The 16,466-nt window shown below is 69.6% G+C and carries 16 protein-coding genes and 1 pseudogene; 9 read left to right on the top strand and 8 right to left on the bottom strand.

From position 1 onward, the window contains the following. Positions 1 to 39 precede the first annotated feature (39 nt). From ABZU74_RS26830 to ABZU74_RS26820, 3 genes are all read right to left on the bottom strand, one after another. Positions 40 to 426, bottom strand: a complete 387-nt coding sequence (locus ABZU74_RS26830) for an STAS domain-containing protein (protein ID WP_355429230.1) — start codon at positions 424 to 426, stop codon at positions 40 to 42. Then, positions 423 to 593: a hypothetical protein gene (locus ABZU74_RS26825; protein ID WP_355429227.1), complete on the bottom strand. Its 171-nt coding sequence runs from the start codon at positions 591 to 593 to the stop codon at positions 423 to 425. Before ABZU74_RS26825 ends, ABZU74_RS26830 begins: the two co-directional genes overlap by 4 nt. A gap of 357 nt (positions 594 to 950) precedes the next feature. After that, positions 951 to 1,247, bottom strand: a complete 297-nt coding sequence (locus ABZU74_RS26820) for a helix-turn-helix domain-containing protein (RefSeq protein ID WP_355429224.1) — start codon at positions 1,245 to 1,247, stop codon at positions 951 to 953. A gap of 920 nt (positions 1,248 to 2,167) precedes the next feature. On the opposite strand from ABZU74_RS26820, the gene ABZU74_RS26815 reads away from it, so the two are divergent. From ABZU74_RS26815 to ABZU74_RS26805, 3 genes are all read left to right on the top strand, one after another. After that, positions 2,168 to 3,667, top strand: a complete 1,500-nt coding sequence (locus ABZU74_RS26815) for a SulP family inorganic anion transporter (protein ID WP_355429221.1) — start codon at positions 2,168 to 2,170, stop codon at positions 3,665 to 3,667. A gap of 65 nt (positions 3,668 to 3,732) precedes the next feature. Beyond that, positions 3,733 to 4,119, top strand: coding sequence for a MerR family transcriptional regulator (locus ABZU74_RS26810; protein ID WP_355429241.1), 387 nt, complete (start codon positions 3,733 to 3,735; stop codon positions 4,117 to 4,119). A 441-nt stretch (positions 4,120 to 4,560) separates the two neighbouring features. Next, positions 4,561 to 4,854, top strand: a complete 294-nt coding sequence (locus ABZU74_RS26805; protein ID WP_355429218.1) for a hypothetical protein — start codon at positions 4,561 to 4,563, stop codon at positions 4,852 to 4,854. A gap of 237 nt (positions 4,855 to 5,091) precedes the next feature. Here ABZU74_RS26805 and ABZU74_RS26800 read toward each other — a convergent pair whose 3' ends face one another. Then, positions 5,092 to 5,334, bottom strand: a complete 243-nt coding sequence (locus tag ABZU74_RS26800; RefSeq protein WP_355429215.1) for an ANTAR domain-containing protein — start codon at positions 5,332 to 5,334, stop codon at positions 5,092 to 5,094. Between the two features lie 520 nt (positions 5,335 to 5,854). Here ABZU74_RS26800 and ABZU74_RS26795 point away from each other — a divergent pair. Next, positions 5,855 to 7,168, top strand: a complete 1,314-nt coding sequence (locus ABZU74_RS26795) for a reverse transcriptase family protein (RefSeq protein WP_355429212.1) — start codon at positions 5,855 to 5,857, stop codon at positions 7,166 to 7,168. A 295-nt stretch (positions 7,169 to 7,463) separates the two neighbouring features. Here the strand turns inward: ABZU74_RS26795 and ABZU74_RS26790 are convergent, their stop codons facing one another. The 3 genes and pseudogenes from ABZU74_RS26790 to ABZU74_RS26780 all read right to left on the bottom strand — a co-directional run bounded on the left by ABZU74_RS26790 (position 7,464) and on the right by ABZU74_RS26780 (position 9,416). Then, positions 7,464 to 8,012 (bottom strand): transposase, encoded by a 549-nt coding sequence (locus ABZU74_RS26790; RefSeq protein WP_355429238.1) that lies wholly within the window; start codon positions 8,010 to 8,012, stop codon positions 7,464 to 7,466. 153 nt (positions 8,013 to 8,165) lie between these two features. Beyond that, positions 8,166 to 8,372, bottom strand: a pseudogene (locus ABZU74_RS26785) (EamA family transporter); the annotation flags it as partial. 186 nt (positions 8,373 to 8,558) lie between these two features. Beyond that, complete coding sequence (locus ABZU74_RS26780; protein ID WP_355429209.1) at positions 8,559 to 9,416, bottom strand: aldo/keto reductase; 858 nt, start codon at positions 9,414 to 9,416, stop codon at positions 8,559 to 8,561. A 304-nt stretch (positions 9,417 to 9,720) separates the two neighbouring features. Between ABZU74_RS26780 and ABZU74_RS26775 the strand changes: the two genes are divergently transcribed. The 4 genes from ABZU74_RS26775 to ABZU74_RS26760 are packed head-to-tail and all read left to right on the top strand — an operon-like array spanning position 9,721 to position 14,131. Further along, a complete protein-coding gene (locus tag ABZU74_RS26775) occupies positions 9,721 to 11,010 on the top strand; it encodes an ATP-grasp domain-containing protein (protein WP_355429206.1) in 1,290 nt (429 codons plus the stop codon). Further along, the gene (locus ABZU74_RS26770; RefSeq protein ID WP_355429203.1) at positions 11,007 to 12,260 is read left to right on the top strand and encodes an ATP-grasp domain-containing protein; all 1,254 of its coding nucleotides are present in this window, start codon (positions 11,007 to 11,009) and stop codon (positions 12,258 to 12,260) included. The genes ABZU74_RS26775 and ABZU74_RS26770 overlap by 4 nt, the downstream gene beginning before the upstream one ends. 24 nt (positions 12,261 to 12,284) lie before the next feature. Next, positions 12,285 to 12,707, top strand: coding sequence for a cobalamin-dependent protein (locus tag ABZU74_RS26765; RefSeq protein ID WP_355429200.1), 423 nt, complete (start codon positions 12,285 to 12,287; stop codon positions 12,705 to 12,707). Continuing rightward, on the top strand, positions 12,704 to 14,131 hold the full coding sequence (locus ABZU74_RS26760; protein WP_355429197.1) for a methylaspartate mutase: 1,428 nt from the start codon (positions 12,704 to 12,706) through the stop codon (positions 14,129 to 14,131). Before ABZU74_RS26765 ends, ABZU74_RS26760 begins: the two co-directional genes overlap by 4 nt. On the opposite strand, the gene ABZU74_RS26755 is transcribed toward ABZU74_RS26760, so the two are convergent. After that, on the bottom strand, positions 14,106 to 15,434 hold the full coding sequence (locus tag ABZU74_RS26755; protein ID WP_355429194.1) for a D-arabinono-1,4-lactone oxidase: 1,329 nt from the start codon (positions 15,432 to 15,434) through the stop codon (positions 14,106 to 14,108). The genes ABZU74_RS26760 and ABZU74_RS26755 overlap by 26 nt on opposite strands. Before the next feature lie 92 nt (positions 15,435 to 15,526). Here ABZU74_RS26755 and ABZU74_RS26750 point away from each other — a divergent pair, with 92 nt between their 5' ends. Next, a complete protein-coding gene (locus tag ABZU74_RS26750; protein ID WP_355429191.1) occupies positions 15,527 to 16,462 on the top strand; it encodes a LysR family transcriptional regulator in 936 nt (311 codons plus the stop codon). Positions 16,463 to 16,466 lie beyond the last annotated feature (4 nt).

The following is a 16,466-nucleotide window of genomic DNA, read 5'->3' as shown; positions in this document are numbered from 1 at the left end:
CCGAACGTGAAGCTGCGGCCCACACGTCGATCGAAGATCTCAGGTAGAGCAACCGCTATGCCGCGATACGCGCGGCAATTCGGTCGCCCATGCAGGTGGATCGGCCACCCGGCCGAGCAACTGCATGATGCCGGTCATGTCGAGGACCCGGCGGACCTGCCCAGTGGCGTTGACCACAATTAGGTCCACTCCCCGGCCCGCCGCGTGGTGGTGTGCGCCGACGAGGGTGCTGAGCACGGTGGAGTCGATGAAGGTCAACCCCGCCAGGTCCAGCTCCACCGTCACGGCCCGGGCGATGGTCTCGTACAGCAGGTCGTCGAGCCGGTCGGCGCCCGACATGTCGATCTCACCGGACAGCGCCAGGACGCTACGAGGGGCATCGACGTCGACACGCCAGTGCCAGGTCTGCTCCGGAGCCACTGTCACACTCCCTCGTTCGCTGTCGGTCGGAGGCACAGCCGTGCTGTCACCGAGGCGGTCGTTCCCTGCCCGGAGTTGTCGATCAGCAGTCCTCCGGTGAGCTGCTGCGCCAGCCACAGCCCCCGGTGGCCGACCTCCCCCGGCGACAGCAGGGCGACGGCGGTCTCGCCCAACCCGGGTCCGTCGTCGCTGACCTGGCAGGTCAGCAGGTCGCGGTGCTGCCACAGCCGCAGCTCGCCGCCCCCCGCCGTGGCGCACCACGTTGGTGACCAACTCGTGCACCGCCAGCACGAAGTCCTCCAGGCCGTCGCCCACCAGATCTGCCCCACGGGCTGCCGCGGTGACCTCGTGACGCTGCGCCGTCACCCGCGCCGCGGTGATCTCTTCCGACAACAACGCCACGTCACCGACGTCGGGAGCGGTGCTCCACCCGGCATCCGCGTCGTCCGTTGCGCCACCGCCCATGACCGGACGCTACTCGCCGCCGACGACCTGACACGAGAGCGGCCGGCCCGCCGCCGCGGCCCCCGCTACCGCTTCTCGTTCTGCCGCAGAGCTTCCTCTAGTTGGTCCTCGAGGATGATGATCCGGCAGGCGGCCTCCAGGGCGGTGCCCTGGTCCACCATCTCCCGGGCCCGGACCGCCAGGCGCAGCTGGTAGCGGGAGTAGCGGCGGTGCTTACCGGCAGAGCGGTGAGGGTTGATCAATTTCGCCTCGTCCAGGCGGCGCAGGAAGTCCTGCGTGGTGCCGAGCATCTCCGCCGCCTGGCCGATCGTGTAGGCCGGGTAGTTCTCGTCGCCGAACATGTCATCGGGGTCCTGCCCCATGCCACCTCCAAGTCGAGGGCCCCGGCGCGTCAGCGCCGGGGCCCAGGGTTACGGGTCAGAACACCATCTACCGACAGGAACGTCGGCTTGTCGTATCCGCGCCAGCCGTCAGGAACGACTTGGGGCGCGAGGATCGCGTATGCGTGACCGGAGACCACCTCTCGTTCGATGGAAGCTGCGGTGTCCGCCCAGCCTGACATGACGGCCGAGGGCGGGCGATCCAACGGTGTACGGCCCTCCCTTTCCTCTGCTACTTCTTTCCTTGCTGACGTACGGTCCGCCGGTGCCGGAACCCCACACGACTTCATGGCCCCCACACGTACGGCGAACAACAGGTGAAGCCCCACAAGAGCCTCGGCCCCACCCGCGCCCCGGCTCGCATCACGCCGGGCTGTGCTCCTACTGCCTTCCCTGGAGAGAACGATGAATCATGTTCCACTCCTCGCCGCCCGGCGTGCTCTCACGGCCGGACAGCCCGTCTGCGTCTCGACGGATCCTCCCTCTCAACTCGAAGAAGAGTATGCCACGCCGCAGAGGATGTCTAGTCTCCTCGACCTAAATTTACTGGTCGCCAACCAGCAGAGTGCTGACCTACAGAGTCCGCACGCGAGCTGCCGTAACCGCTCTCCTGATCGACGCGCGACCTGGCGGTGACGACTCACCCCGTCGAGCATCCGCCCGAAGCCTTGAGCGGCATGGTGGCGATCACCACACCCAACGAACTCTCCCCTACGGAAGGGTAGTTTCGGTGTCGGCCATCGAGGCGAGCCGAATGACCGCCTCGGCGGACGAATCGACGTCCGAGGCGAGGACGCCTGGCGGCCGGCCAACCGGCTATCGCCGATCTGTGAGTAGCTGCGCTGCCCGATCCGGGGCGAGAACTGTGCGCGTCCGAGGGGCGCCCGAGTGGAAATGGCTGTTTGTCTTTTGTGCTGTCCGTGGTCAACCGACCGCGCCTGTCCCGCCCGTCGTGGCTGTCGCCGAAGGTGTTCCGCACCGAGGTCCTCGCCGGCCTGGTCGTCGCCCTGGCGTTGATCCCGGAGGCGATCTCCTTCTCGATCCTGGCCGGGGTCGACCCCCGGGTGGGCCTGTTCGCGTCGTTCACCATGGCGGTGACCATCGCGATCTGCGGGGGCCGACCGGCGATGATCTCCGCCGCGACCGGAGCGGTCGCCCTGGTGGTCGCACCGCTGGCCAAGGCCCACGGGCTGGACTACCTGGTCGCGGCGGTGATCCTCGGCGGCGCGATCCAGGTCCTGCTGGCCGCGCTCGGGGTGGCGAAGCTGATGCGGTTCATCCCGCGCAGTGTCATGGTGGGCTTCGTCAACGCCCTCGCCATCCTGATCTTCGCCGCCCAGGTCCCGCACCTGCTCGGGGTGCCGTGGCTGGTCTACCCGCTCGTCGCCGTCGCCCTGGCGATCATGGTCGGACTACCCCGACTCACCCGCGCGGTTCCGGCGCCGCTGGTCGCGATCGTGGTGCTGACCGTGGTCACGGTGGTCGCGCACATGGCGGTGCCGACCGTGGGCGACGAGGGTGCCCTGCCGGACAGCCTGCCCACCCTCGGCCTGCCGCAGATCCCCTGGACCATGAACACCCTCACCCTCGTTGCCCCCTACGCCCTGGGGATCGCGCTGGTCGGGCTGATGGAGTCGCTGATGACCGCCAAGCTGGTCGACCACATCACCGACACCCCGTCCAACAAGACCCGCGAGTCCTGGGGCCAGGGGGTCGCCAACATCGTCACCGGGTTCTTCGGCGGCATGGGCGGCTGCGCCATGATCGGCCAAACGATGATCAACGTGAAGGCGTCCGGCGCCCGGACCCGGCTCTCGACGTTCCTCGCCGGTGTGTTCCTGCTGATCCTGGTCGTCGCGCTCGGGGATGTGGTCGCCGTCATTCCGATGGCCGCTCTGGTCGCCGTGATGATCATCGTGGCGGTGTCGACGTTCGACTGGCACTCCGTCGCCCCAGCCACCCTCAAGCGCATGCCCTGGGGCGAGACCATCGTCATGCTCGCCACCGTGGTCACCACCCTGGCCACCCACAACCTGGCCATCGGCGTCGTCGCCGGTGTGCTCACCGCCATGGTCATCTTCGCCCGCCGGGTCGCCCACCTGGTCGAGGTCACCAGCGTGCTTGACCCTGACGGTGGCACTCGCATCTACTCCGTACACGGGGAGTTGTTCTTCGCCTCCAGCAACGACCTCGTCGGGCAGTTCGACTACGCGAACGACCCGGACAACGTGGTGATCGACATGACGCATGCCCACGTCTGGGACGCCTCCTCGGTCGCCGCGCTCGACGCCATCACCACCAAGTACGCCACCCGTGGCAAGACCGTCGAGATCATCGAGCTGAACACACCCAGCGCCCGCATCCACGGCACCCTCGCCGGGCAGCTCGGCGTCGGCCACTGATGGCCGCCACCAGCCGGGACACCGGGCCGGAGCAGCACGCCTGCGGTCCGGCCACCGGCCGCCTCATGCAGATCGGCGAAGCCGCCGAACGGGTCGGGCTCAGCATCCGCACGATCCGCCATTACGAGGAGGCCGGTCTGATCGTGCCCTCCGCCCGCAGCGAGGGCGGCTTCCGCCTCTACACCGAACCCGACCTCGACCGTCTCGCCGTGGTCAAGCGCATGAAACCCCTGGGCCTCACCCTCGACGAGATGCGCGATCTCCTCGCCGTCCTCGACGCTCTCGACACCGCCACCGGCGCCGACCGCGCCGAACTGCTCGACCGGCTCGCCATGTTCCACACCGCCGCCACCACCCGCGTCACCGTCCTACGCGACCAACTCGCAATGGCCGAGGGCTTCGCCGACACCCTGCATGCCAAACTCGACCACCACGGCGGCCCCACCGGCTGAGCACCGCCGCCGTCGACCGCGGAAACCCGCCGTCAAGGCATGGTTGCCGCCCAGCCGTCACCTCGCGTGCCGCTACTCGGAAGGCGTCCGAGGCGAGGAGTAAGCCGGGCGCGGACCGACGAGTTCGGCGGCTTGCAGGGGCGTGCGCGCCCTCCGGCTCATCACCCGAGCACAGGCCGTACCGCGCGGCGGCCTCGCCGACGGCGCCGGCGCGGACCGTCAGCCGGCCCGCGCCACCCCCTGCCGGGCAGCGTGTGTTTGCGGCAATCGCGGTGGGGGTACTTGATGATCAGCGCCACGGCGACGCCAGCGCTTCCCGGCGGGTCACCCGGAATCCCGTGACCAGAGCGAATTCTCTCGATGCCCCCGGCATCTGCGCCTGCAGCGGCAGACCTGAAGGTCTTCCCCACCCTGCGCGCCCCCCGATAACAGGAGTAGTTCATGACCTCGTCCTCCAGCGCGACCACCCGGCACGACGCCACCGAGTCGCGTCGTGTCCACAACGAGACGAAGCCGGCCTTCAAGACCACCGAGTTCATCGCCTACGTGGTGATGGTCCTCGGCGTCCTGATCGCCTCCCTCGTGGTGGACGGCAACGGCAACGGCGACAACGGCGCGAGTGGCGACTTCTTCCGCGCCGACCGTGCCTGGCTCTACGTCACCATGCTGACCATCGGTTACATGGTCAGCCGGGGCCTGGCCAAGGCCGGCAGCCACGCCACCCGCAACGCCTGATCCTGCGCACCACGCCGCCGCCCGGTCGCCTCACGTGCGACCGGGCGGCGGCGCGCGTTCTGTCATCGCCTTCAACGGGGCATGGCGCACCCGCAGCGCCCATGACGCCGGCACCCCACAGGCCCGCGCCGGCGGGTACGGCCGACACGCTCTCCGCCGTCGCTGCGGCTCCCTGTCGACGGCGCCGCGACGCCCTGCTCCTGCCCGTGGCGTTCGCGATATCGAAGCTGCTGACGATCACCGCGCCCGCGACCGCAAGCCGGTCGCCTGCTGCCGGCTGCTCAGTTCGCCGGTTCGAACGAGGTAGGCGGCGACCTCGCCAAGTTTGGTGTTGGTGTGCTGGCTGACCCGCAGCAGCAGGCCGAACGCCTGGTCACCGGTGAGTTTGTGACGTTCCATCAGGATGCCCTTGGCCTGGCCGATGAGGTCGCGGGTAGCGACGGCCTGGGTCAGTTGCTGTTGCCTCTGCGCGTCGGCCATAGCGACCGCGGCGTGGGTGGCGAAGAGCAGGCCGATCTGTTCGGACTCGTCGGTGAACGCGCCGCTGCGGCAGGAGTAGAGGTTGAGCGCGCCCAGGTTGTCGCACGCTCGCCGCCGTCGTGGCTGCCTTCCATCGCTGCATCCCGCCCTCTCGGCTGAAGGCGGCCCCGGACGGGTTCTGCTTACCGTCGCGGGGCCTTGACCGAGACGCTGTCACGAACCACGTCCCAGCCCCACGCCCTATGCCACTCACGAACCCGCCGACACCCGCACACCTCCCCAGCCGTCACTGGACGGCGCGCACCGACTTCTGGGTCCTCTACGCTGCTCCCATGGCAGCGTGTCCCGAGCTGACCAGGCCGGACCCATACGCGGGGTCCGGTCACGGTCTCTCCGGGGCAACCCCGGGGACGAACCACTCACCTCGGCACCACACCACAGGTGCGTCGGCACGCTCCGCGAGCCTGTGTACCCGCACGACCGGGCATCGTCGGGACACGCTGCCACCATCGGCCCGGTCGTGACCACCATCCACGCCCTCGCCACCGCGCTCGCCGACGCGTTCCTCGCCGGTGACGGCTGGCGCCGCGCTGATCTCGTCGGCCAGGGTGGGCTCGCCCTCGGGGTCCGGCGGCGATGGCTGTGGCCAGTCGCCGACGCGGTGCTGGTCGCCTACCCGCGCCCACCCACCGACCGGCCACGCGAGCTGGCCGAGTTCCTCAGTACCCTCGATCCGCTGCGCGCGGCAGCCGCCGCCGCCCGCCAGCACCAGCGGCCGATCATCATCCGTACGCGGCCCGTGACGCCGACCCGCACCGTCCGCCGCCCCTGGCACACCCCGGTCATCGACACCGTCGGCGACCTGGCCGCGATGCTCGACCTGAGCGTCGAGCACCTCGACTGGTACGCCGACCGACGGGCCATGAACCGACGCGCCACCGCCCACCGGCTGCACCACTACCACTACCGGTGGACCAACCGGGGCCGGCTGATCGAGGCACCGAAATCTCGGCTTCGCGCCCTGCAACGCCGGCTCCTCGCCGAGGTCCTCGGGCCGATCCCGGTCCACCCCGCGGCGCACGGTTTCGTACCCGGCCGCTCCGCGCACACCTTCGCCGCCACCCACACCGCACAGCCGGTCGTCGTCCGGATCGACCTGCTCGCCTTCTTCACCCACATCCCCGCCACCCGCGTCCACGGCCTGTTCCGCGCCGCCGGCTACCCCGAACCCGTCGCCCACACCCTCACCGGACTGTGCACCACCCGCACACCGTCCCCCGTCCTCCGCCGAGCGCCCGCCGACCTACCGCACCGGGCGGCCCGGCTGGCAGCGCTGCGCACGGGCCACCTGCCCCAAGGCGCGCCGACCTCACCGGCCCTGGCCAACCTTTGCGCCTACCGACTCGACCGACGCCTCGCCGGCCTCGCCGACGCCTTCGAGATCACCTTCACCCGTTACGCCGACGACCTCGCCTTCTCCGGCGACCTCACCACCCGACGCATCGACGACCTAGTCGCCGCCGTCACCGACATCGCCCGCGAGGAGGGCTTCCCAGTCCACCCCGCCAAGACCCGCGTCCGTGGCCGAGCCGACCGGCAACTCCTCGCCGGACTCGTCGTCAACCACCACCCCGCCACACCCCGCAACGAATACGACCAGCTCCGCGCCACCCTCCACAACGCCGCCCGCACCGGCCTCGCCGCACAGAACCGGACCGGCCACCCCGACTTCGCTCAATACCTCATCGGACGAGTTCTCTGGGTCGGTCATCACCATCCGGCACGCGCGCCCAAACTCGCCACGCTGCTGGCCCACGCTCTCGCGGCACCGTAGACTGACGCGGCGCGGCAACTTCGCCGGATCTCAACAAGAGCACGTCGGACCGCCCGAAGCATAGCCTGAGCAGGACTTACGCCCGTTCTGCTGATCTTCCGCAGGCGAGCACAGCGACGCGCGTGTATGACCCGCTAACACGAAAACAAAATAGGAACCCGCAGGTAGTCATCCTCCGGGTACAGATAGAGCGTCGTCTTAGGAAACCGATGCTCTATCCCCTGAGCTACGGGGGCGCGAGGGCCCCGTCTAGCGACCTGGGGGTTCACCTGGGGTGGCAGGGAGTGTCCCACGTTCACCCACCTCCCCCGGGCCGCCGTTCTCCCAGCCCAGGACCACATCCGGAGCCTCCATGTGACTCCGGTTGATCTTGGTGGGCAGGTTGGAGCGGCCGGCGGGACCGGGGTCGCGTCGGCGGGGAGCGGTTTGATTCAGGCTGCGGCACGGATCGCCGGTGCCGGTCGGGTGAAGGTCTTGCGGTCGCGGATGAGTGCCCAGAGGACGTCGACGCGTCGTCGGGCGAGGGCGAGTATGGCTTGGCGGTGGTTTTTACCTTCGGCGCGTTTCTTCTCTTAGTAGGCGCGGGAGGTGGGGCATTCTCGGGCGGCGGTGAAGGCGCCATCCACAGAATATGTCGCAGCCGACGGTGAAAGCGGCGAGGCTGCCGATGGTTCCCCGAAACAGTCCCGAAATCACGGGAGACGGGTGCCAGGCCGGCGTGGGCGGCGAGTTTCGCAGGGCTACGGCGGCGGCGCGTTGGCCGGGCCGGCAGGCGGTCGCCTCCGAACAGCGGCACCAACGGCAGCGAGAGCACCGTCGCCGTCACGAACTGACTCGCCGACATGGTCGGCGGATCGAGACCGACGCCGGTCAGGTAGCGGGCCAGGTAGACATAGGTGACGCCGTAGCAGAGGACCGCCGCCAAACACGCCAGGACCGCATCCGACGGGCTGACTGGACGTGGCCTGCCACGGGCTGCTGATGTCACGACACCGGCGAAGCCGAGCAGCACGCCAGCCAGCCGCAGCGGCCCGGGCCGCGACTCCTGGCCGGTCAGCACGACCAGCAGCACCGTCCACAACGGCGTGGTGGCGTTGAGCATGCCGGCGACCGACGAATCGAGCGCGCGTTCCGCAAGGCCGAAGAGCAGGTACGGCACAACGTTGCCGACGGCGCCGGCCACGGCGAGGTGGGCCAGATGCGCGGCCCTCGGGCCAGCCGGCCGCCCCCGTCCAGCAGGCCAGGCAGAGCACGAGCGCGCCGCGGGCCAGCCGGATCGTGAGCACGTGGGTGGGCGGCCAGCCCTGCAGCGACAGCTTGATCCAGAAGAAGCCCGAGCCTCACAGCAGGGTCAGCGCCGCGATCCGAACCAGACCCGCCCAACCGACTGTCAGCCGGCCGACGCCAACGTGGCCAGGCGTTCGTACTGCTCGGTGCTGAGCCGCAGGCGGCCTGCACCGACGTTCTCCTCCAGGTGGACGACAGAGCTCGTCCCGGGAATCGGCAGCATGACCGGTGACCGGTGCAGCAGCCAGGCGAGTGCTGTCTGCGTCGGAGTGGCGGCCAGTTCCTTGGCCACCTCGGCCAGTACCCCACCGGCCTGCGCATGGCGCCCACTCGCGATCGGCAGCCACGGAATGAACGCGATGCCGAGCCGCTCACAATGGTCGACCACGTCATCGTACCTGCGGTCGGTCAGGTTGTACTGGTTCTGAACGGATACGACGTCGACGACAGCGCGGGCCTCGTCGATCTGGGCCACGGTGACCTCGGAGAGGCCGACGTGGCGGATCTTTCCGTCGTCCCGAAGGCGGCGCAGCGCGCCGAGTTGGTCGGCGAACGGCACCTTCGGGTCCACCCTGTGCAGCTGAAAGAGGTCGATCCGCTCGACGCGGAGCCGGCGGAGGCTCAGCTCGGCCTGCTGGCGCAGGTACTCCGGGCGGCCCAGTGGCACCCACTCTCGGGCCGAGGGTCGGCTCTGCCCGGCCTTGGTCGCCACCACCAGGCCCCCGGCGTACGGGTGCAGCGCCTCGGCGAGCAGCTCCTCGTTGTCGCCCGGCCCGTACGCGTCAGCGGTGTCAATGAAGTTGACACCCAGCTCGACGGCTCGGCGTGCCACCCGAACGGCCTCCTGCCGGTCGGCCGGAGGACCCCAGTCGAACGGACCGGTCAGTCGCATGGCGCCGAAACCGAGCCGGTGCACGGGCAGGTCCCCGCCGATGGTGAGGGACATTTGAGGAACCGTCATGACGATCTCCGGGATCAGCTGCGGGTAAAGACCGGCGCGAGAAGCGTGATGGCCTGTTTCGTTTTCGCAGTCAGCCTAGATAAGCGGCCCGGCACTCGACTAGTAAGCAGCATTTAGAAAATCTGCACAGCATGTTTAAGGGATAGTGCCTGCGAAGTTCATTGCCCGGCGTCGAATCACGGCCGTAGAGTCGCCGCCATCGGCCGGAACAGGCGCTGCAATGCACCGTCGTGGGCCGCCGCCCCTCGCGGACAGCCGATCGCTGCGCACCCAATCCGGGCGCCGGACACGAAAGGCGGCAACTTTGAGCATCCTCATACTGCACACGAAAAACCTGAGCCGACGCCGGCATCTGGCGCGCACTCGGGCATTCAGCGCGGCGCGCGGTGAACGCGCGATCCTGGTGATGAAGGACCCGACCTGGGAACAGGAATATGTCGACCGGGTGGTGGTCGCCGACACCACCAGCATCGACGAGACCCTGCGCGCCGTGCAGGCCGTGGTCGACAGCGAGAAGGAGCCGGTGCGGGCCGTCGTGACGTTCGCCGAGCGCAGCATCCCGGCGGTGGCCCGGGTCTGCGCCCGACTCGGCCTGCCGTCGATCAGCGAGGAGACGGCATACCTGGCCCGCGACAAGTACGCGATGCGAACGGCGGTGGCCGGCCCCGGCGCGGTGACCCAGCCCGCGTTCGGTCTCGCCACCGACCTGGAAGCCGCCCGCCGCGAGGCGGACCGGATCGGTTACCCGCTCGTGCTCAAGCCCTTCATCGGCACCGGCAGCATGTTCGTCCGCAGCGTCGAGAACGACCGTGAGCTGGAGGAACACTTCGAGACGTTCCGGCGCGGCGCCTGGGAGGGTTTCACCATCGACCCGCTCCACGACGCCGCCCACACCCAGTACGCGGGCGCGCTGCTGATGGAGGAGTTCGTCGGCGGGCCCGAGATCAGCGTCGAGTCGTTGGTGGTCGACGGCCGCACGATCACGCTCGGCATCCACGACAAGCCGCTGCCGACCGGGCCCACATTCGAGGAGGTCTACGCCTGTACTCCGACACGGCTCCCGGCGGACGTGGTGGCGCAGGTGGAGGCGGCAACGGCTGCCGTGCACGGCGCGTTGAACATCACCACCGGCGCCACGCACGTGGAGTTCCGCCTGCGCAACGGGCGTGAACCGGTGCTGTTGGAGGCGGCGGCGCGGATGGGCGGTGGCCCGATCTACCGGTCGGTGCAGCTGAGCACGGATATCGACTTGGTGGACGCGGTTCTGCATCTCGCGTACGGCGAGGACCCGGACGTCGCCCCGCCGATGGCGGCCACCCCGGTCGGCTTCTGGAACATCTTCCCGGACGAGGCCGGAACGTTGACGGAGGTGGAGGGAGTGGACGCGGCGACTCGGGACCCACGGGTGCACGAGATCGAGATCTACAAGCAGCCCGGCGACTTCCTCCAGGTGCCGCCACGTACCTTCCAGGGCCACGGCCATGTGGTCTTCAGTGCGGATCGCACCGACCAGCTCGACGAGGTGTTCGCGGAGCTGGTGGCGACGATCCGGCTACGGACGAAGATCGACTCGCTGGACGGGAGCCGGTCATGACGGTGCGGGTCGCCGTGGTGGGCGGTCGTGCGCACGCGGTCATGTACGCCCGGGAGTTGGATGTCGACGTGGTCCTGGTGCACGGGGCGGACCAGCACGAGCCCGCGTTCGACGCCTTCTGCGAACGGATCGTGCACGCCGACATCACCGATGCCGACGCCATCTTCGACGTGCTCGCGCCGTTGCACGCCCAGCGACCGTTCGTACGCGTCATCACCACGAGTGAGGACGGGGCGGTCGCGACCGCGGTCGTGGCCGAGCGCCTGGGTCTCTCCGGCAACAGTGTCGAGTCAGCCCGCGCGCTCAAGGACAAGGCCCTGACCCGTGCGGCCATACGTGACGATGCCGCCGCCGTCCGCTACGAGGCGGTCCACAGCGCCGACGAGCTGGTCGCCTTCCAGGCCGCTGTGGGCGGTCCCGTGGTGGTGAAGCCGACCGACGGCACGGCGAGCGCGAACGTTCACGTCGTCCGCGAGCCGGCGCAGGCCGCAGTGGCGTGGGAGCGGCTCGATGCGGCCGGCCGTACCGCGGCCATCGCCGAGGAGTTCCTCGAGGGCCCGGTGATCAGCGTCGAGTCGTTCTCGTCCGAGGGTCGTCACCTCGTGCTCGGTTACACCGAGTACATCCTCAACCGCAACCTGGTCGAGGTGGGTTTCAAGGTGCCGAGCCCGCTCGCACTGGCACACGATGAGGAGTTGCGCCGCCAGACCGCTGCCCTGCTCGACGCCGTCGGCCTGCTCGAGGGTCCATCGCACACCGAATTCGTGATCACCGAGCGTGGCCCACGGCTGCTCGAATCCCACAGCCGGATGGCCGGCGGCGGAGTGCCGGAGCTGGTCCGCCGCGCGTACGGACGGCACCAGTCCCGCTGGTTCCTGTCGGTGACGCTCGGCCTGGAGAAGTTGCCCCACGAGTCACCGACACCGATCGGCGGATCCGCCCTGCGCTTCCTGGAGCCGGCACCCGGCATCGTGGCGGATCTGGGTGACGCGACCGTCCTCGGGGTGCCGGTGACCCGGATTCCACGCGGCGAGACCGTGATCGGCATCCCCCGTCTCGAGGACGTGATGGACCAGCCAGCCGCGGTGGTGATCCAGGTCAGCGAGGGCGACGAGGTGCCGGAGATCCAAATCGGCTGGGACCGCCGGATGGGATATGTGGTCGTCTCGGACCGCGACGCGGAGGCGGCCGCCCGGCGCTGCAAGGAACTGCACGACGCAGTACGGATTCGTACCGTTCCGGCTGCGTGAGCCGACCGTTCCCAAGGGGAGACAATGGCAGCGAAAATCATCTTGGGCGTCGCGGCGAGCGATGCGCACGCCGTGGCCAACCACCTCATCGCGCATCTGCTGCGGGCTCGCGGCTACCAGGTGGTGAACCTCGGCACCTGCACGCCGATCGCCGAGTTCGTCGAGGCCCACCGGGCACATCCCGACGCCGTCGCGGCACTCATCGGCTCGCTCAACGGGCACGCCCGCGACGATCTCGCCGAACTGCCGGCAGTACGGGCCGCCGGCGAACTGAGCCTGCCGGTGATCGTGGGCGGAAACCTCTCCGTCGGCAGCGAGAAGGACGGACAGGAGGCGCAGCGCCTGCTGGACCTCGGGGTCGATCATGTCCTGGCGGAGCTCTCGGAGCTGCTGCCGCTGCTCGAGCGGCTGGCCTCGGGTCAGCTGGCCGAGCTCGGGCTGCGGTGAAGCAGCCGTCGACGTCGACGGAGGGTGAGCTTCCCTCCGTCGCGGACATCGTCGAGTTCGTCCGGTCGCTGGGCAAACCGACAGTGCCCGAGGTGCTCGCCCGAGCACGGGAGCTCGGCCGGCTCGCCATCCAGCCGCGTTGCGGCGTGGGCGGCCACGACGAGATGCTGCACCTGCTGCGCCGCCTCGACGATCAGGCGCAGCCAGACGTACTGACCGTGACGATCGACTCGCACACCCGCCTCAACCGGCTGGCGCAGGCGAGTCAGGTGCTGCGTGACTCGCCGCAGAACCTGAACGGTTATCCGTTGGTCGCGCACGGTTGGCGGCGCGGGCGGGAGCTGAACGCGGCGGTGCGGGCACCCCTGGAGGTTCGCCACGGGTCACCCGAGCCGTATTCGCTGCTCGACGTGTCGCTGGCGGCAGGTTTCACGTCGTTCGAAGGCGGTGGAATTTCCTACAACGTCCCGTACGCCAAGGACGTGTCCATCACCGACTCGATGAACGCCTACCGCTGGGTCGACGCCCGCTGCGCGGAACTCACTGCGGCCGGCCTGGTCATCGACCGGGAGCTGTTCGGCACGCTGACCGCCGTGCTCGTCCCGCCGTCGATCAGCCTGGCGGTGAGCGTGATCGAGGCGGTCGCCGCGGTTCGGGAGGGGGTGCGCTGCCTGTCGATTGCCTACCCGCAGGGCGGCAACGTGGTGCAGGACGTTGCTGCGCTGCGGTCGATCCGGGTCCTGGCACGCCGGTACCTGCCGGTCGACGTCACGGTCCACCCCGTGCTGCACGAATTCATGGGCGTGTTTCCCAGTGGACGTGTTCGGGCCGACGCGCTGATCTTCTACGGTGCCCTGGTGGCGCGGCTCGGCGGCGCCAGCAAGCTGATCACCAAGACCAACCGGGAGGCGTACGGCATCCCGACCGCGGAGGCCAACGCCGAAGGGATGCGGCTCGCCCGCGTCGCCGATTCCCCACTGCTCAGCTTCGTACGGGTCGACGAGGACCGGGTGGCCGAGGAGGCCGCGTGGATCCAGCAGGAGGTCGACGAACTCGTCGCACCCGTCCTCGAGGCCGTCGACGTACAACGCGGCGCCGCAGCGGCGTTCGAGCGTGGGTTGCTCGATGTGCCGTTCAGCGCCAGTCGCCACGCCCGTTCCGCCGTCATCCCCCGGCGCGATCCGGGCGGATCGATCCGCTACCTGGAGCCCGGCGGGCTTCCGTTTTCCGGCAAGGTGCGGCAGCGGCAGCGGGCGCTGCTGGCACAGTGCGCGGCGGCCAACGACATCGACGGTTCGGTGCGCGGCCTGACCTCCGACATCAACTACTTCGCGGGCCCGGACCTGCGCGAGGCGTTCCACGCGGTGGCGTCACCACTGGCGTCGCTCGGCGGACCAATCACTGAGCGCCGAGCACGCGCCTGAGGTGATCGTTGAGGAACATTCCGTCCGGATCGAGTTCTGTACGGGCTTCCTGGAAGGCCGCCCAGCGCGGGTACCGGGGGGCAAGCGTGTCGGCCGCCGCACTGTGCAGCTTCGCCCAGTGCGGGCGGCCACCCGCCCCCAGCATGATCCGTTCAACCAACCGCAGCGTCGGCCGGTAGCCCTGGGCGCGCGGCACCGTCACGTTGAGATACGCGGTGTCCCGGCCGTACGCCGGGCTCAGTGACGTGTCGTCACCCGCGCCCACCCGCACCAGCAGCGCGTACGGCGTGTGCCAACCGTGACGACGCAGGGCGGTCCGCAGTTCCGACAGCGCGGCGGGCAGCTCCGTCCGATCGACGGCGTACTCGACCGGGAAGAAGCGCACCGGCTGGGGGAACGTGAAGACACGGACGCTGTCGTCGGTGTAGTCGCCGCTCGGTCCACCCGGCAGCAGGCCGGTCAGTGCCGGAACGGCCGACGGCAGGATCGTGCCGGCGAGTCCCACGAGCCCGCAGCCGATCTCAGACAGCGTGGTGGCGTACTGGCGCAGTCGACGAGGGCGCACCGCGACGGCGGTTTCGCGCCACAGCAGGCGGGCGGCCATGCGGTCCTGCCACGGAAGCCACGAGAGCGCCACGTGGTCGGCGGCGCACGCCCACGACTCCACGTCATCGACCACCTCGTCGAACCCGAGCGACCGGCGGCTCACCCGCAGCGTGAACGCCGGTACGCACCGCAGCGTCACGGCGGTGATGACGCCCAGGGCGCCCAGGGCGGTGCGGGCGTGCCGCAGCAGTTCCGGCGTGCTCGCGACCGAGAGGTCGCGGACCTGACCATCGGCCGTCACGATGCGTAGCGCCGTGACATCCGCGGCGAGCGGGGCGAAGCGCGTGCCGGTGCCGTGATTGCCGGTGGAGATGGCCCCGCCCACTGTCTGCTCGGCGAGGGTGCCGATGTTGGGCAGCGCCAGCCCGTGCCGGGCAACCGTCGAGCAGACGTCCCGCAGCAGCGTCCCGGGGTGCACCGTCACCGACGGCTCGTCGGGTCGCACCTCCAGGACGCCGTCGAATGTGGACAAGTCGAGCAGTACGCCGCTGGTGTCGACGATCCGGTTGAACGAGTGGCCCGTGCCGGCCGCGCGGACGCCGAGGCCACGCTGGGCGGCGATCTGGACGGCTCGCACGACATCCTCCTCTGCCGTCACCCGGATCAGGTGGGCGGGCGCGGCGACGACGGAGCCGGACCAGTTCCGCCACAGCGGGCTGGCAGTGCGGTTACGCGGTGGGTAGACGACGGTCGTCATTGTGGCCCTTTCTCAAGGATGGCTACTCTGGGTATGGGAGCGATGTAAATCACGTGAGCAAGGTGCGCCGGGCCGCTAGCATCGACACAGTCATGGAAATAGATCAGTTACGGGCATTGCGCGCCGTCGGAATCAGTGGCTCGATCAGCGCAGCCGCCCAGACGCTGCACGTCACCACGTCCGCTATCTCCCAACGGCTGACCAAACTCGAACGTGAGGTGGGACAGCCGCTCCTCGACAGGTACGGGCGCAACGCACGGCTCACCAACGCCGGGTCCCTGCTCGTCACGCACGCCGAGCAGATCCTGTCCCAACTCACCCGCGCCGAGGCGGAGCTGAAGGCACTGCACGGCCTGGTGACGGGCACGGTGCGGGTGAGCGCGTTCTCGTCGGCGGCCCGTGGCCTGCTGCCCGAGACGCTGCGCCGGCTGCACGCGGCTCACCCCCAGTTGGGCGTGCGGGTCTCGGAGATGGAGCCGGACGACGCTCTGCCGCTGGTGCTGCGAGGTGACCTCGACGTGGCGGTGCTGCAGGACTGGTTCAACGTTCCGCTCCAGTTGCCTGACACCGTGTGCAAGGTGGATCTGATCAACGACGTCGTCGACCTGGCCCTGCCCGCTGGGCACCCGCTGGCCGGGCGACCGGTCCTCGAGCTCGACGAGTTGCACGACGAGCAGTGGGTCAGCTGGAGTCGGGGTTCGGTGTGCCACGACTGGTTCCTGCACACGCTGCGTGAACGCGGCTGCGAGCCGGAGATCGTGCACACCGCCGGCGAATACCAGACGCAGCTCGCGCTCGTCGCCGCGGGGTTCGGCGTCGCCCTCGTCCCGCGTGTCGGCCTCGGCGCGGTGCCCGACGGCGTCCAGCTGGTGCCGGTCCGGCCCGCCCCGAGCCGGCGGGTCTACGCGGTCTGGCAGGTCGCCAACGTCGGCCATCCGGCGATCAGCGTGACGGTCGACGTCCTGCGGGAGGTGGCCGCGCAGCTCACCGCCAAGAAGGGTGATCCCGTCGGCAGATCGGCCGGCTAACCTG

It is taken from the genome of Micromonospora sp. NPDC005171 (assembly GCF_040608575.1).
Classification (GTDB): domain Bacteria; phylum Actinomycetota; class Actinomycetes; order Mycobacteriales; family Micromonosporaceae; genus Micromonospora.
The sequence above is the reverse complement of the archived record's forward strand: the minus strand, read 5'-3'. Positions and strand labels throughout refer to the sequence as shown.

Bases quoted from the DNA above. Each gene is read 5' to 3' on its own strand.
- ABZU74_RS26780 (WP_355429209.1), bottom strand. From the start codon at position 9,416: ATGACGGTTCCTCAAATGTCCCTCACCATCGGCGGGGACCTGCCCGTG.
- ABZU74_RS26770 (WP_355429203.1), top strand. From the start codon at position 11,007: ATGACGGTGCGGGTCGCCGTGGTGGGCGGTCGTGCGCACGCGGTCATG.
- ABZU74_RS26820 (WP_355429224.1), bottom strand. From the start codon at position 1,247: ATGGGGCAGGACCCCGATGACATGTTCGGCGACGAGAACTACCCGGCC.
- ABZU74_RS26805 (WP_355429218.1), top strand. From the start codon at position 4,561: ATGACCTCGTCCTCCAGCGCGACCACCCGGCACGACGCCACCGAGTCG.
- ABZU74_RS26810 (WP_355429241.1), top strand. From the start codon at position 3,733: ATGCAGATCGGCGAAGCCGCCGAACGGGTCGGGCTCAGCATCCGCACG.
- ABZU74_RS26750 (WP_355429191.1), top strand. From the start codon at position 15,527: ATGGAAATAGATCAGTTACGGGCATTGCGCGCCGTCGGAATCAGTGGC.
- ABZU74_RS26765 (WP_355429200.1), top strand. From the start codon at position 12,285: ATGGCAGCGAAAATCATCTTGGGCGTCGCGGCGAGCGATGCGCACGCC.
- ABZU74_RS26755 (WP_355429194.1), bottom strand. From the start codon at position 15,434: ATGACGACCGTCGTCTACCCACCGCGTAACCGCACTGCCAGCCCGCTG.
- ABZU74_RS26790 (WP_355429238.1), bottom strand. From the start codon at position 8,012: ATGTCGGCGAGTCAGTTCGTGACGGCGACGGTGCTCTCGCTGCCGTTG.
- ABZU74_RS26800 (WP_355429215.1), bottom strand. From the start codon at position 5,334: ATGGCCGACGCGCAGAGGCAACAGCAACTGACCCAGGCCGTCGCTACC.